The organism is Streptomyces sp. NPDC043746 (assembly GCF_056436485.1).
In genome coordinates this window covers 19344-34716 of record NZ_JBWKCM010000043.1, presented here as the reverse complement: position 1 = coordinate 34716, position 15373 = coordinate 19344, and the positions used below count along the sequence as shown (strand labels likewise).

Below are 15373 nucleotides of genomic sequence, written 5' to 3'. Positions count from 1 at the left end.
CGCGAGCGACCCGCACCTGGGCAAGCTCACCTTCGTCCGGATCTACTCCGGTCGCCTGGAGGCCGGCACCGCGGTGCTGAACTCCGTCAAGGGCAAGAAGGAGCGCATCGGCAAGATCTACCGCATGCACGCCAACAAGCGTGAGGAGATCCAGTCGGTGGGCGCGGGCGACATCATCGCCGTCATGGGCCTGAAGCAGACCACCACCGGTGAGACGCTGTGCGACGACAAGAACCCGGTCATCCTGGAGTCCATGGACTTCCCGGCGCCGGTCATCCAGGTCGCCATCGAGCCCAAGTCCAAGGGTGACCAGGAGAAGCTGGGTGTCGCCATCCAGCGTCTCTCGGAGGAGGACCCCTCCTTCCAGGTGCACTCCGACGAGGAGACCGGCCAGACCATCATCGGTGGTATGGGCGAGCTCCACCTCGAGGTGCTCGTCGACCGCATGAAGCGCGAGTTCCGCGTCGAGGCGAACGTCGGCAAGCCCCAGGTCGCGTACCGCGAGACGATCCGCAAGGCCGTCGAGCGCATCGACTACACGCACAAGAAGCAGACCGGTGGTACCGGTCAGTTCGCGAAGGTGCAGATCGCCATCGAGCCCATCGAGGGCGGCGACGCATCCTACGAGTTCGTCAACAAGGTCACCGGTGGCCGCATCCCCCGTGAGTACATTCCCTCGGTGGACGCGGGTGCTCAGGAAGCCATGCAGTTCGGCATCCTGGCCGGTTACGAGATGGTCGGCGTCCGCGTCACCCTTCTCGACGGTGGTTTCCACGAGGTCGACTCCTCCGAGCTCGCCTTCAAGATCGCCGGTTCGCAGGCGTTCAAGGAGGGTGCCCGCAAGGCCTCTCCCGTGCTCCTCGAGCCGATGATGGCCGTCGAGGTCACCACGCCCGAGGACTACATGGGCGATGTCATCGGCGACCTCAACTCCCGCCGTGGCCAGATCCAGGCCATGGAGGAGCGCAGCGGCGCTCGCGTCGTGAAGGGCCTCGTGCCCCTCTCGGAGATGTTCGGCTACGTCGGAGACCTCCGCAGCAAGACCTCGGGTCGCGCAAGCTACTCGATGCAGTTCGACTCCTACGCCGAGGTTCCGCGGAACGTCGCCGAGGAGATCATCGCGAAGGCCAAGGGCGAGTAACTCTCCCGAGCACACGCTTTAGGCTTGTCACCGGAGCCGGGCGGGCATGCGGCACAGCGCGCGAGCACTGTGCCGTATGCCCCCGGCGCCGGCACCCCAGCAAAGATCACCTGGCGCCGATGAAGCAAGGCGTACAGAACCACTCAGGAGGACCCCAGTGGCGAAGGCAAAGTTCGAGCGGACTAAGCCCCACGTCAACATCGGCACCATCGGTCACATCGACCACGGTAAGACGACCCTCACGGCCGCCATTACCAAGGTGCTGCACGACGCGTACCCGGACCTGAACGAGGCCTCGGCCTTCGACCAGATCGACAAGGCTCCCGAAGAGCGCCAGCGCGGTATCACCATCTCCATCGCGCACGTCGAGTACCAGACGGAGTCGCGTCACTACGCGCACGTCGACTGCCCGGGTCACGCCGACTACATCAAGAACATGATCACCGGTGCCGCGCAGATGGACGGCGCCATCCTCGTGGTCGCCGCCACCGACGGCCCGATGCCGCAGACCAAGGAGCACGTGCTCCTGGCCCGCCAGGTCGGCGTCCCGTACATCGTCGTCGCCCTGAACAAGGCCGACATGGTGGACGACGAGGAGATCCTGGAGCTCGTCGAGCTCGAGGTCCGTGAGCTCCTCTCCGAGTACGAGTTCCCGGGCGACGACGTTCCCGTCGTCAAGGTCTCGGCGCTCAAGGCCCTCGAGGGCGACAAGGAGTGGGGCCAGTCGGTCCTGAACCTGATGGCCGCCGTGGACGAGTCCATCCCGCAGCCCGAGCGTGACGTCGAGAAGCCGTTCCTCATGCCGATCGAGGACGTCTTCACGATCACCGGTCGCGGTACGGTCGTCACCGGCCGCATCGAGCGTGGTGTCCTCAAGGTCAACGAGACCGTCGACATCGTCGGTATCAAGACCGAGAAGACCACCACCACGGTCACCGGCATCGAGATGTTCCGCAAGCTGCTCGACGAGGGCCAGGCCGGTGAGAACGTCGGTCTGCTCCTCCGTGGCATCAAGCGCGAGGACGTCGAGCGCGGCCAGGTCATCATCAAGCCGGGTTCGGTCACGCCGCACACCGAGTTCCAGGCGCAGGCCTACATCCTGTCGAAGGACGAGGGTGGCCGCCACACCCCGTTCTTCAACAACTACCGCCCGCAGTTCTACTTCCGTACCACGGACGTGACGGGCGTCGTGACCCTTCCCGAGGGCACCGAGATGGTCATGCCGGGTGACAACACCCTCATGGACGTCGCGCTGATCCAGCCGGTCGCCATGGAAGAGGGCCTGAAGTTCGCCATCCGTGAGGGTGGCCGGACCGTGGGCGCCGGCCAGGTCACCAAGATCATCAAGTAGTTCTCTGCTTGGTCATCTCTGACCTGGTGGCTCATTGAGTCGCAAGAAGGGCCCCGCACCTCGAAAGAGGTGCGGGGCCCTTCGCCATGCAGGGAGTGCGGGGCCGGGTCGCGGAACCCCGAGGGGTACGGGGCCGGGGGCGTCGGCCCCGTACGCTACGCGCGCGGCGCGACCGCCCCCGCCCACGGCACGGTCGCCGTCAGGGTGAAGGTCCCGTCCTCGGCCCCGGTGGTGAACTCCCCGCCCAGCGCCAGGACCCGGCCCCTGAGCCCCGCCAGCCCCGTACCGTCCCGCCCGGAAGCCGACGCGGCGGACCCGCCCGCCTCGGCGCCGTCATTGCGGACCGTCAGCCGGGCCGCCGCCCCCTCCGTGCGCAGGGTGATCGAGCAGTGCGTGGCGCGGCTGTGCTGGAGTACGTTGCCGACGGCCTCGCGCAGGACGAAGCGCAGGCACCCCTCGACCGCCGGAGCGGCCTCGGCCCTCGGCGGCAGCACGGTCCGCACCTCGACCCCGGACGCGGTGAGCACCCGCTGGGCGTGGGCGAGCTCTTCGGGTAGGGAGAGGTCGCCGCCGTCCGGCCGGCTGATCGCCCGTACGTCGTCGTGGAGCCGCCGGGCCAGGGCGATGATCTCGGTCAGCGCGCGGCGCTCCCGCGTGCGGTGCTCCCGCACGGGGCCGCCGGAGTCGCTGGAACTGTCGGAGCCGCCGGAGCCGTCGCCGTACGGCGTACTCCCGGTGCGCAGCGCGGCCTCCCCCTGGAGCGCGATCGCCGTCAGTGACGAGCCGACCAGGTCGTGGAGGTCCTGCCGCATCCGGGCCCGTTCCCGCCGCTCCGCCAGGTGCGCCGCGTGTTCCCTGCTGCCGTGCAGCCGGGCCGTGAGCAGCGCGAGGTGGGCCACCGCGAAGACGGTGCTCGCGGTGATCGCCGTACCGAGGAGGATGCTGAGCGGGCTCCGGTTGGTGGTGATCAGCCCGGTGGTGGCCAGCAGCGGCCCGCTCGCCCCGACCGCCAGGGCGAGCGGTACGGAGGTGTTCGGCGGCAGGGTCAGCAGGACGGCCCCGGCGAGGAACCCCAGCAGGCTCAGCCACCGGTAGTGGAAGAGCAGCAGCGGGAAGTACGTCAGCACCGCCTGGACCAGCAGCAGCCCCCACCGCCAGCGGTAGGGCAGCCGGTACGGCGGTGGCGCGTACTGGCCCAGCATGACCGCGGGCATCAGCACCAGCACGGTCAGCCCGGCGATCACCGAGCGCTTGCCGAGCGGCGAGGCCGCCACATCCAGCGCGACAAGTGCCAGCGAGCCGACCACCAGGACGACCAGCGCCCCGACGGCCACCCCGGCGCCCTGTGGCGCACTCGCCCTCAGACGTGCTGGACGCCGCATGTGCCCCTCCCCGCTCTCTTCTTCGGGGTTGTGCCCCGGCCGCCGTCAATTCTCCCGTGGCCGCGACGGTCGCCAGGACGTCTGCCCCGTGAGCCATCCCTCATGGCCCGAGGTCCGCCGGACATCGGAGCGCTGACGGCCTGTGTGCTCCTGGCGTTTCGTGAAACCTTCACTTCTTCCCCATCGGCCTCCTTGCTTGGATCACCTCTGTTTCATGCCCACTACAACAGAGAGTTGCTGAAAGTGTCGGAGCACATACCTCCCGCCCAGGCGTGGGAGGGCTCATCGTTGGCCCTACAGCGGCGAAGACGACTTCTGCCGCGGATCGCCCTCGGCGCGGCCATGGTGCTCGCGGTGGAGATGGCCCTGGTGACGGAGAGCGGCCAGGCCGTGGCCCTCACCCAGCAGGCCCGGAAGGCTCCGGTCGAGGAGAAGCCGGTCGCCGAGGGGCCCCGCGAGGCCGCGGACATCCTCTCGGCGAAGGTCGCCGCCAAGCTGTACGGCAAGCGGGTGGAGGCGCTCTCCGAGCGCACCGAGACCTCCACGACGTGGGTGAACAAGGACGGTTCGCTCACCACCGAGCTGACGGCCGGTCCGGTCCGCTTCGAGGAGAACGGCAGCTGGACCGACGTCGACGTCGAACTCCGCGAGACGGCCGACGGCGGCGTCGTGGCCAAGGCCCACCCGAACGGTCTGAGCCTGGCGGGCCGGGGCGGCACGCTGCCGCGCTCGCTGCGCGAGGCGGGCAAGGCGCCCTCACGTGACCTGGTCACGCTCGGCGAGGGCGACGAGCGGATCACCCTCCAGTGGAAGGGCGGACTGCCCGCTCCCGAGCTGGACGGGACGCGGGCCACCTACCCCGAGGCCCTGCCGGGTGCCGACGTCATCGTCGAGTCGACCCGTACGGGCTTCGAGCAGTACGTCGAGATCAAGAAGCGTCCGGCCGAGGGGTACTCGTACACCCTGCCGCTCAAGGCCAAGGGTCTGACGGCCAAGGAGCAGGCGGACGGCAGTGTGCTGTTCACCGACCGGAAGAACAAGAAGCGGGCTGTGATGCCCGCCCCGGTGATGTGGGACGCCACCGTCGACAAGGTCTCGGGCGAGCACACGCGCCGGGTGCCGGTGGCGATGAAGGTCGTGTCCAGGAAGGGTGCCGTCGACCTGGTCGTGACCCCGGACGCGGAGTTCCTCGCCGATCCGGAGACGAAGTACCCGGTGACGGTGGACCCGTCCACCTCGTCGCTGTCCAACGTGTTCGACACGTATGTCCAGCAGGGCGAGACCCGCGACTGGTCCACCGATGTCGAACTGGACTTCGGTAACCCCGGTACGACGAACGCGAACGGCACTCCCCGTACCGCCCAGTCCTTCATCACCTGGAACACCGCGCCGATCGCCGACGCCCTGGTCTCCAGCGCGAAGCTGAGCCTGTGGAACTTCCACTCGGCCAACACCACCTGTGCCCTGCAGCCGTGGCAGGTCTGGTCCTCGCCCGCCGCGACGACGGCGAGCCGGTGGACCAACCGGCCGACGATGACCGCACTGAAGGCGGAGTCCACCGAGACACGGGGCAACCCCGCCTGCACCACGCAGCCGGACGGCTGGATCAACGCGAACGTGACCACGCTGGCCCAGGAGTGGGCCGGGGCCAAGGCCACCCGCGGCCACCTGGGCATCCGGGCCAAGAGCGAGACCACGGTCGCCCAGTGGAAGCGGGTGAACTCCGCCAACGCCGCGAAGAACCCGCCGAAGCTGTCGGTGACGTACAACTTCCGGCCGCGCACGGGCACCAAGCAGGAGGCGGGACCGCCGTTCTTCTCCTACTCCGGCGCCTACATGGTCAACACCCTGACGCCGACCCTGCGCGACACGTTCGTCGACGCGGACGGTGACAAGGTCAACGGCACCTTCCAGATCTTCGACAACGCCACCAACACGCAGGTCGGCTCCCCGATCGTGTCGAAGTTCGTGGCGTCCGGGCAGGCCGCCTCGGTGACCGTGCCGTCGGGGGTGCTGGCCGAGGGGAAGACGTACAAGTTCCGCACGAGCCCCTATGACGGCACGCACTACAACACCGGCTGGTCGGCGTGGAAGACCTTCACGGTCGACACCAAGGCCCCGTCCGCCCCGGCGAAGATCGCCTCCACGGACTACCCGGTGGGGCAGTGGGTCAAGGGCGAGGGCCAGCCGGGCACCTTCACGGTCACCCCGCCGAGCGGGTCCGACCACAACTGGTTCGAGTGGTCCCTGGACGGCGTGACCTGGACCAAGGTCGCCGCCGGCGGTACCTCCGCGAACAGGACGATCACCGTCACTCCGCCGAAGAACGGCAGCCACACCCTCCAGGTGCGGTCCGTCGACAGGGCGGACAACAAGTCCGAGGCGCTGGAGTACCTCTTCCACGCCGGCTCGGGCGGCTTCGTCCAGCCCTCGGAGGGTGAGCGGACCGCGCGCCGGCTGCCGCTGGTCGCCGAGGCCGAGGCCGGCAAGTACAACGCCGTCGCCTTCTCCTGGCGCCGCTCCGAGGCCGACCCCTGGGTGCGGATCCCCGCCGGGCACGTCACCTCCGGCGGCAGCGCGCTGACGGCCTGGCCCGTCCCGCTGACCAACGGCAGGAACGCACCCCTGGTGTGGAACGCCACCAGCACCGTCGACCCGGACGGCACGATCCAGCTCAAGGCCGACTTCACCGGCCCGAACTCCGCCACCAGCAGCACCGTGCCGCTGACCGCGGTCGTGGACCGCAACGCGGACGGCGCGGCCACCAGCGAGGTGGGTCCGGGCTCGGTCAACCTGCTGACCGGCAACTACACGCTCTCCGAGACCGACGTGTCGCTCTTCGACCTGTCGGTGTCGCGTACGGCCGCCTCGCGCACCCCGAACCGGGGCGCCGACCAGGAGGGCCAGGCCGCGATCTTCGGTAAGGAGTGGGTCTCCGGCACCGCCGCCGAGGCCACCGAGTCCGACTACAGCCACGTCCGGCGCGTCTCCGACACCGCGGTCGACGTGGTGCTGGAGGAGGGCGACGCCATCCACTTCACCGCGAACGCGGCGAAGAACGGGTGGATCCCCGAGCCCGGCTCCGAGGACCTGACCCTCAAGGGCAGCGTGAGCGGCACGTTCACGCTCTCCGACAACGAGGGAACGGTCACCACCTTCGCCAAGGCGGACGCCGCAGCGACCACCTGGCAGCTCTCCAGCGTCCTGGACGACGGCCTGACGAACTCCACGACCAAGGTGGTCTCCGAGACCGTCACGGTCGCCGGGAAGAAGCTGGCCCGCCCGAAGCGGATCATCGCCCCGACCACGGCCGCCACCACGGCCGCGTGCGAGACGACACCCGCGACCAAGGGCTGCAAGGTCCTGGAGTTCATCTACGCGACCACCACCACGGCCACCGGCACGGAGACCAACGCCCAGTTCGGCGACTTCTCCGGCCAGGTCCGCGAGATCCGCGTCTGGGCCACCAGCCCCGGAGCCGCCGCGGCCACGGCCACCACCGTGGCGACCTACCGCTACGACTCGAACGGCAGCCTGCGCCAGCAGTGGGATCCCCGGCTGAGCCAGGCATCCCAGACCCAGTACGCCTACTACGGCGGCCGGGTCACCTGGATGCAGCAGCAGAGCCAGCTCCCGTACACCTTCACCTACGGCAACGCCGGAGCCGGTACGGCCCCCGGCGACGGGATGCTGCTGAGCTCCTCCCGGCAGGCCCTCAAGCAGGGCACCGCCAACACGGTCGAGGGCAACGCGGTCACCAGCATCGTCTACGGTGTGCCGCTCACCGGAACCAAGGCGCCGTACGCCATGGGCGCGGCCGACGTCCGCACCTGGGGCCAGAGCGACGCACCCAGCGACGCCACCGCGGTGTTCCCCGCCGACGTGGTCCCCGCGTCCCACTCGGGCGTCGACCTCGCGGCCACGGGCTACCGCCGTGCCACCGTCACCTACCTCAACGCATCGGGCCGTACCGTCAACTCGGCCACGCCCGGCGGGCACATCACCACCACCGAGTTCGACCGGTTCGGCAACACGGTCCGCGAACTGACCGCGGGCAACCGCGAGCTGGCACTCGGCGTGCGCCAGGAGCACCGTGACGTCCTCACCGACCTGGGACTCAGCGCGATCCCGTCGGCCGAGCGTGCGCAGCTGCTCTCGACGCTCTCCGTCCACGACGAGGCGGGAGTGCGCAAGACCGAGCAGTTCGGCCCGCTCCACCGGGTGGACCTCTCCGAGGACCTGAAGGAGGGCTCCACGGTCCTGGTGAGCGCGGGCACCTCCGTGCCGGCGCGCGCCTGGACGGTCAACGAGTACGACGAGGGCCGTCCCACGGACGGCACTGCCAAGGCGAAGAACCAGCTGACGCTGGCCATCACCGGTGTCCGGGTCCGTGACTACTACGGCGTCATGGGGGAGAAGCGCCTCACCCAGACCCAGTACGACTGGGTCAAGGGGCTGCCCACCCTGACCATCCAGGACCCGGGCGGTCTCGACATCATCACCAGCACCGGGTACGACGCCCAGGGCCGGGTCACCTCCCAGGTGCTGCCCGGCGGTACGGGCGGCGACGCGGCCACCCGTATCACCGAGTACTGGTCGGCCACCGGCACCGGCTGGTGCAAGGGCCGGCCCGAGTGGGCGGACCAGCCGTGCTGGACCGGCCCGGCCGGTGACATCACCGGCGGTGGCTCCCAGCCGGCCAAGCTGCCCAACACGACGACCGAGTACGACCGCTGGGGCAACCCGGCCGTCGTGACGGACGAGGTCGGCGGGGTCTCCCGTACGACCGCGACCACGTACGACGCCGCCGGACGCAAGATCTACGAGGCGGTGACCGGCGGCCTCGGCCAGGCCGTTCCGGCGTCCACCACCGAGTACGACCCGGCCACCGGGGCGACCGTCAAGGTCTCCTCGCCCACCGGGGGAACGATCACCAGCGCCTACGACCTGCTGGGCCGGCTGATCTCCTACACCGACGCCGACGGAGGTATCACCAGGACCGAGTACGACCTGCTCGACCGGAAGGTCAAGGAGAGCGACTCCGTCCCCTCCACGGTGACCTACACCTACGACCACACGGCCGAGCCGCGCGGTCTGCTCACCGCGAAGACCGACTCCGTCGCCGGTACCTTCCGTGCCTCCTACGACGCGGACGGCTCGGCCGAGACGGAGAAGCTGCCCGGCGGCTACACCCTCCGGATCACCGAGGACACCACCGGGACTGCGGTCAACCGCACCTACACCCGGGACAGCGACGACACCACCGTCTTCACCGACTCGATCACGCGCAACACCCACGGGCAGGTCGGCACCCACGCCGGCTGGTCCGAACAGCGCTACCACTACGACAGGGCCGGCAGGCTGACCAGCGTCGAGGACAACGTCGAGGGAGAGTGCACCCGGCGTACGTACACGCTGGACCGGCGCTCCAACCGGAAGTCGCTGGCCACCGCGGTCGCGGCCCCCGGTGCCGACTGCCCCACGGGCGGTGGCACCACGGTGAGCCACAGCTACGACAGCGCCGACCGGCTGGTTGACGCGGGTTACGGCTATGACGCCTTCGGCCGTACGACGGCACTGACCGGCAGCACGGTCGGCTACTACGCCAACGACCTCGTCCACCGCCAGACGTCCGAGGGCCGGCGGCAGACCTGGGACCTGGACGCGAGCCTGCGCTTCCGCTCCTGGAAGGTCGAGACCGGCGCCGGCTCCACCTGGACGCCGTCCGAGTCCAAGGTCAACCACTACGACAGCGACGGCGACAACCCCCGCTGGATCGTGGAGGACACCACCACCGGCGAACTGACCCGCAACGTCGATTCGGCCGCCGGAGACCTGGGGGCGACCACGGAGAAGACCGGCGGCACCGTCCTGCAGCTCTCCACCCTCCACGGCGACATCGCCCTGCTGCTCCCGCTGGACCAGGAGGAGGCACCGACGGCTCTGGACGCCGACGAGTACGGCAACGCCCGCCAGGGCCAGGAGCCGGTCCGCTACGGCTGGCTCGGCGCCAAGCAGCGCTCCGCCGAGACCCTGACCGGTCTCACCCTCATGGGCGTCCGCCTCTACAACCCGGCCACCGGCCGCTTCCTCTCCAGCGACCCGGTGTACGGCGGAAGCGCCAACGCCTACGAGTACGGCTACGCGGACCCCGTCAACAAGTTCGACCTCGACGGGAAATGGGTGCCGCTGGTCGTCTTCGGAGTCCGGGCGGCGATTGCGTGCTACCGGTACTGCAAGAAGACGTACAAGGCCGCCAAGTACGCTTACCGCGGCTACAAGTGGGGCAAGTCCATGCGCCGCGGGCGTCACGCGGGTGGCAAGAGGCGCGGCAGCAGCCTGGCGCGGGGCGTGGGGTGTGCCGTCGCGGGATACGGGATCGGCGCCGGAGTGATCGGCCACGCCGGGTCGCAGAATGCGAACCTCCAACGCGGCTGGGGCTACCTGAGCGCAGGCGTATCGCTCGGCCTCTATTCGCGTATCGGGACGTGCCAGCCTTTCGGAAAGGGCGGAGGCAGGCACAGACGGCGGTGACCGGGCCCTCCTTGCCCGGCCCACGCTTCGGCCGATGAGGCCCTGAAACGGGTGGCGCACACGGATCCCTCCGTGTGCGCCACCCTCCATCCGTCCGCTCACACCGCGCTGAGCGGACGCCGAGGGAAGGTCCGCACGATGAAGTCCTCCGTACCCTTTCCTGCCAGATGTCGCGTCGCCTTCCGCAACTTCTGGATCCTGGCCTCACTTTCCGCGGGGGTGGCCGTCGCCTCGGACGTGACCATCCTGGGGCTGATGGGCACTTACCAGATCGAGATCCCGATCATCTACACAGGGCTGGTTCTCTACCCGTTCACCCCTCTGCTCCCCACTGGCGCCGGGCAACTCCCTGAGCGCCGCCCGGCGGCCGGGGACCGTCTTCTGAAGGAGCGCTCCCGGCGTCTCGCCGTCGGGGTTGTGACCTACCTGATCTGCGCCGTGCTCATCGGCGTCGTCGGTGGCGCGGTGGTCAGGGGGCGGGGGTGGTCGGCGGCGTTCGCGTCCCTCGGCGATGTACTGACCGGCGTGGAGACCGCCGTGCTGTTGGCAGTCCTCGCGCTCGGCTGTTTCCTCCTGCCCAGACGCTTCTTCGGCGGCTCCGGGCGTGGCGGACAGATGGACGGATGAAGATCCACTTGCTCCGCCAGCCGTCCGGACGGTCGCCGGCGGCTTCCAGGGGTCGTCGCGACGCGTGCTTATGTTGATCAGGCCGCTCGTTCCGTGGGAGCGGACTCTGACCGCCGGGTGAACCGGGGTGTGCCGCGGCTCCGGCTCCCGGGGCCGCAGCACACCGTTCCCCACGAACACGTGAACATCTCACTCCCCGCCGCCCGTCCTCCCGTGGTCGGATCGACGCTGACCGACCTGCGCCGCCCACCCACAAGGCATCCGGCGGCGCGCCACGCAGCGGGGGAACACAGAGCCATGACAGGGCGGACGAAACGCGAGAAGACCGAGATCGGCGCCGTGTGGGCGGTGGCCGGGGCGGTGTACGCCCTCGCCCTCCTGTGCGCGGTCGCCCGGGGCCCGCAGACGCTCCCCTACTTCCTGCCCGCGCTGCTCGGATCGCTGGTCGCGGTGTGGTGCGTACGGCAGGGAGTCCTCGTCGCCGTGAACGCCCGGGCCGTCGGCGATAATCGAGCATGTGATCAGGGTGCTGGTGGTCGACGACCATGACGTGGTGCGGTCCGGTCTGACGGTGCTCCTGTCGGCCGAACTCGGCATCCAGGTCGCCGGCCAGGCGGCGGACGGCCCCGTCGCGCTCGCGGAGGCGGAGCGGCTGCGCCCGGACGTGGCGCTGCTCGACATCGACCTGCCCGGCCTCGACGGGATAGCCGTCGCCGGCCGGCTGGCACGGACCCAGCCCTCCTGCCGCACGCTGATGCTCACCGCGCTCGACCGCCCCGGCCATCTGCGCCGCGCGCTGGACGCCGGGGCATCCGGCTACCTGCTCAAGAGCACGCCCCCGGCGCAGATCGCCGACGCCGTCCGGCGGATCGCCGCGGGCGGCCGGGCCATCGACCCCAGGATGCGTGGGGAGGAGCGGGCCACCCCCAGCCCGCTCACCGACAAGGAGGCCGAGGCCCTGAGGCTCGCCGCCGCCGGTGCGCACTCCCGGGAGATCGCCGCCGACCTGTTCCTCAGCGTGGGCACCGTACGCAACCGCCTCTCGTCGGCGGTCGGCAAGCTCCACGCCCGCACCCTCGTCGACGCCCTGCGCATCGCGGAGCGCCACGGCTGGCTGTGAACGCCCCGCGCCCACGGATGCCCTGCCCCCTGGCTCTGGGGCCCTCATGGATGTAGGGCCCCGGTACCTCAGGGCGGAGAGGTAAGGGGGCCCTACGTTCTACGAGGACGGCGGTCGGTCAGGTTCCGCCGCCCCCGGGTATGACTGCCGGTCAGACGCCCGCGATGGACTGGATCCAGGCCCGGTACGCGGTGACGTTCGTGTACGCCGTGGTGGTCTGCCGGTCACTGGTGGAGGCCACGCCGACCTGGATGCCGTTCAGCGTCATCGGGCCGCCGGAGTCGCCGCCCGCGGTGATGCCGTTGCCGCGCCGGGCGCAGATCGCCGAGCCGCCGTACGCGTCACCGCAGCCGCCGGTCACCGTCACGTCGGCGACCTTCAGGTAGCGGGACTGGCAGTTGGCCTCGGAGCCGCACCGCGAGGTGGCGCCCCAGCCCCAGACCTGGACGTTCTGCCCGACCCTCACCGTGCCGGGCTGGCCGAGGCGGGAGTAGGTCGTCTGCACGGAGCGGTCCAGGCGGACCAGGGAGATGTCCGCGCTGTGGTTGTACGTCTGGACGCCGTTCGCCACCACGCCGCCGCTGTGCTGGTCGAGGCTGCCGATGCGGAACGAGAGCCCGCCGCCGGTGACGCAGTGTCTGGCGGTGAGGATCCAGGTCGGCGCGATGATCGTCGCCGAACAGGTCTCCCTGCCGTTGGAGAAGAGCCGCGCGGCCCACGGAGCGTTCTGGGCGTAGCCGCCGCCGATGATCTGCGTGGTGGGGGGCGGGGCGTCCGTGAGCGGGGGCTGGGGGGCGGCGGTGGCGGTGGGGGTGAGAAGAGCGAGGATGGTGGCCGCGGCGGCGAGGGCAGCGGGAACTAGCCTTGCTATTCGCATGGTTCCTCATTTCGGGGATCACGCTGAGGGGCGTGTCGTGGGGGTTGACGGCCCCAGGGTGTCGAAGAACCAAACGGCCGGGTACTCACGCTTTCCCATAACGCGACGTTATGGTGTGGCCAACGCTAGGTAGCGACACCCACACGATAGGTCCACGGCGCCGCGTCCGGTCCGAACCCCACCACGGTGGGCGTCCCGTCCGCGTCGAGGTGGAGCGCGACCCCGTCCAGGGCGACCGGGCCCCGCGACCGTACGGAGGTGGCTCCGGCGGTACGGAGGTGGAGCGCGCCCTCCGCGCTGCGGCCGAGCAGGACCGTCCCCCGGGGCGTGCGCGCGGCCGAAACGGGCCCGTAGCCGTCGAATCGGGGGGCCGCCGCCGGGGTGTTCCCGCCGCCCGCGACCGTGAGCCGGGCGGCTGCGGCGGCCCGATAGTACAGCTCCACCGACCCGTCGGGCAGGGCCACGGCGGCCGGTGCGTGGGAGGGGACGGGGGCCTCGGTGAGCTGGGTACGGGCGGTGACATCCGTGTCCGGGTCGTCCTGGGTCCAGTGGTGCACGGCGTGGTGCCCGGCCGCGTACACATGGACGCACCCCGCCGTGTCCACGACCGCGCTCAGCCCGTCCTGCACCTCGCCGCCGCCCAGGTCCCGCCACGCGCTCCACCGTCCGCCGTCCGCGTCGCGCACCCGGGTGCTCAGCCCCTTCTCCGCGTTCCGTACGAAGAGGTGGACGCGCCCGTCCGGTGCGGTGACGGCGACCGGTATCCCGATGCGACGGCCGTGGTCGCGGCCGGCCGAGGGGTTGCCGAGCCCCCGCCAGGCGCGGAAGGGACCGCCCGCCGAGCGCTGCTCCAGCACCACGATCTCCCGCTCGTTGTCCGAGCCGTGCCCGCCGAGCGCCGCGAACCGCAGCCCGAACAGCAACTGCCGCCCGTCCGCCGTCGCCGCCGACCCCAGGACCGGGGCAAGCGGCCCGCCGCCGAGGTCGTCCGGCGCGCCCCAGACTCCGCTGCCGGGCGCGCTCTCGCGCCACCGCACGGCGCGCAGCCCCAGCACCCCGTACGCGGTGAGCCGGCCGTCCGCCCCGGAGGCGACCGCGGCACGGGGGCCCGGGTAGCGGTGGTGGGTGGAGCGGACCCACCCCTTCCGGTTGGTCAGGGGGCGGTCGCCGCCCACGTTGTAGTCGCCGCAGCCGGACGGGTTGCCGCACTCCCACTCCGGCGAACCGCCGTACGGGACGAGGTGGGCGGCCTTCCGCTCCAGCACCTTCGGCGGCAGGTTCTTGGGCCAGTGCCGGTTGTAGTACCCCCGGAAGGAGGAGACGGCGAACCCGGGCACGGGCTCCCCGGCCGCCGTCGCCCGCGCCACCCACCGGATCAGCGCCGCCCAGGCGAAGCAGCCGGTGGCGGTGTGGTCGGCGTGGTCGGAGTACCCGCGCTGCTCACTGTCCCGGCGCCGCTCGGCCTCGGAGCTGTACTGGAGGTCCGGGTCGGGGTCCAGGGTGTGCACGAGGGTGGGCCGGTACTGCTCCAGCAGCCCCACGAGGACATCGATGAGCCCGTCGTACGTATACGAACCAGCCTTGCTCAGAGGGGAGTTGTCGGCCACCACGGTACGCAGCACGAGCCGCCGGTCCTGCCAGAGGCTGGGGAGTCCGAGCCGCCCCCGCCCGGTGTGCATCGCGGTGTTGAGGAAGACGAGCTCGACCCGGCGCACCCCGTCGGCCAGCACATCGACCTCGGCGCGGTGACCGCCGTCCAGGGTGAGCACGGACCGCTCCCACGGCGTGAAGCGGTCCAGCCCGAGGAGCTCGGCGTACGCCTGGCGCAGGCCCTGGTGGCGGGAGGAGGAGTACGCGGCCCGGTCGGGCGCCGGGCGGGGCGCCCCGGGGATCTTGTTGACGCCGTCCGCCTCGCCCGCGGTCAGGTACACGCAGACCAGCGGGGTCCCGGCGTCCAGCGACTGCCGGGTGTCCGGGTTCATGAAGTACAGGTCGTCGTCGGGATGCGCCAGGAACTGCATGATCTGCGCCCGCCGGGTGCTCGCTATGGCCAGCCCGGGTGCCGGATCGGGCATCGGGCCCCGGCGCCGGGGAGCCGGTACGGCGGCACATCCGCTGACGGCGGCGGTCGCGGTGGCCGCGAGGAGGAGGGTGCGCCGGGGCACCCGTATGCGGGACAGCACCGATCGATCCACCACGCCACGCACCCCGTCCGCTCCCGCTTCCCCCGCAGCGGGCGAACGGTCGCCCCGTGCTGCGTACTCCTGGCACTTTCCGTACTCCGTGCAGGTCAGCGACTGGTCGAGCCGGTACCCGCGGGGGGATAGACGGGGGCCGGGGC

General features: G+C 70.7%; 9 protein-coding genes. 6 read left to right on the top strand and 3 right to left on the bottom strand.

The features are described 5' to 3' along the window. Both AC0682_RS29745 and tuf read left to right on the top strand, forming a co-directional pair. Positions 1 to 1141: elongation factor G (locus tag AC0682_RS29745; protein ID WP_478536261.1), on the top strand; the 1141-nt coding region annotated here is incomplete at its 5' end. A gap of 157 nt (positions 1142 to 1298) precedes the next feature. After that, positions 1299 to 2492: an elongation factor Tu gene (gene tuf / locus AC0682_RS29740; protein WP_254811911.1), complete on the top strand. Its 1194-nt coding sequence runs from the start codon at positions 1299 to 1301 to the stop codon at positions 2490 to 2492. A gap of 155 nt (positions 2493 to 2647) precedes the next feature. Here tuf and AC0682_RS29735 read toward each other — a convergent pair whose 3' ends face one another. After that, positions 2648 to 3874 (bottom strand): sensor histidine kinase, encoded by a 1227-nt coding sequence (locus AC0682_RS29735; protein ID WP_478536260.1) that lies wholly within the window; start codon positions 3872 to 3874, stop codon positions 2648 to 2650. Positions 3875 to 4216: 342 nt separating this feature from the next. Here AC0682_RS29735 and AC0682_RS29730 point away from each other — a divergent pair, with 342 nt between their 5' ends. From AC0682_RS29730 to AC0682_RS29715, 4 genes are all read left to right on the top strand, one after another. Further along, positions 4217 to 10408 carry a DNRLRE domain-containing protein gene (locus AC0682_RS29730; protein WP_478536264.1) on the top strand — a complete coding sequence of 2064 codons (6192 nt, stop codon included), beginning with the start codon at positions 4217 to 4219 and terminating at the stop codon, positions 10406 to 10408. 138 nt (positions 10409 to 10546) lie between these two features. Further along, positions 10547 to 11035, top strand: coding sequence for a hypothetical protein (locus tag AC0682_RS29725; protein WP_478536258.1), 489 nt, complete (start codon positions 10547 to 10549; stop codon positions 11033 to 11035). A 297-nt stretch (positions 11036 to 11332) separates the two neighbouring features. Further along, complete coding sequence (locus tag AC0682_RS29720; protein ID WP_478536257.1) at positions 11333 to 11584, top strand: hypothetical protein; 252 nt, start codon at positions 11333 to 11335, stop codon at positions 11582 to 11584. Further along, positions 11553 to 12155 (top strand): response regulator, encoded by a 603-nt coding sequence (locus AC0682_RS29715; protein ID WP_478536256.1) that lies wholly within the window; start codon positions 11553 to 11555, stop codon positions 12153 to 12155. The genes AC0682_RS29720 and AC0682_RS29715 overlap by 32 nt, the downstream gene beginning before the upstream one ends. 151 nt (positions 12156 to 12306) lie before the next feature. On the opposite strand, the gene AC0682_RS29710 is transcribed toward AC0682_RS29715, so the two are convergent. Beyond that, positions 12307 to 13032, bottom strand: a complete 726-nt coding sequence (locus AC0682_RS29710) for a S1 family peptidase (protein ID WP_478536255.1) — start codon at positions 13030 to 13032, stop codon at positions 12307 to 12309. 125 nt (positions 13033 to 13157) lie between these two features. Beyond that, positions 13158 to 15197 (bottom strand): PIG-L family deacetylase, encoded by a 2040-nt coding sequence (locus AC0682_RS29705; protein WP_478536263.1) that lies wholly within the window; start codon positions 15195 to 15197, stop codon positions 13158 to 13160. Positions 15198 to 15373: the final 176 nt, after the last annotated feature.

Excerpts from the sequence above, each read along its gene's own strand:
- AC0682_RS29720 (WP_478536257.1), top strand. The coding sequence starts at position 11,333 with ATGACAGGGCGGACGAAACGCGAGAAGACCGAGATCGGCGCCGTGTGG.
- AC0682_RS29725 (WP_478536258.1), top strand. The coding sequence starts at position 10,547 with ATGAAGTCCTCCGTACCCTTTCCTGCCAGATGTCGCGTCGCCTTCCGC.
- AC0682_RS29710 (WP_478536255.1), bottom strand. The coding sequence starts at position 13,032 with ATGCGAATAGCAAGGCTAGTTCCCGCTGCCCTCGCCGCCGCGGCCACC.
- AC0682_RS29730 (WP_478536264.1), top strand. The coding sequence starts at position 4,217 with ATGGTGCTCGCGGTGGAGATGGCCCTGGTGACGGAGAGCGGCCAGGCC.
- AC0682_RS29735 (WP_478536260.1), bottom strand. The coding sequence starts at position 3,874 with ATGCGGCGTCCAGCACGTCTGAGGGCGAGTGCGCCACAGGGCGCCGGG.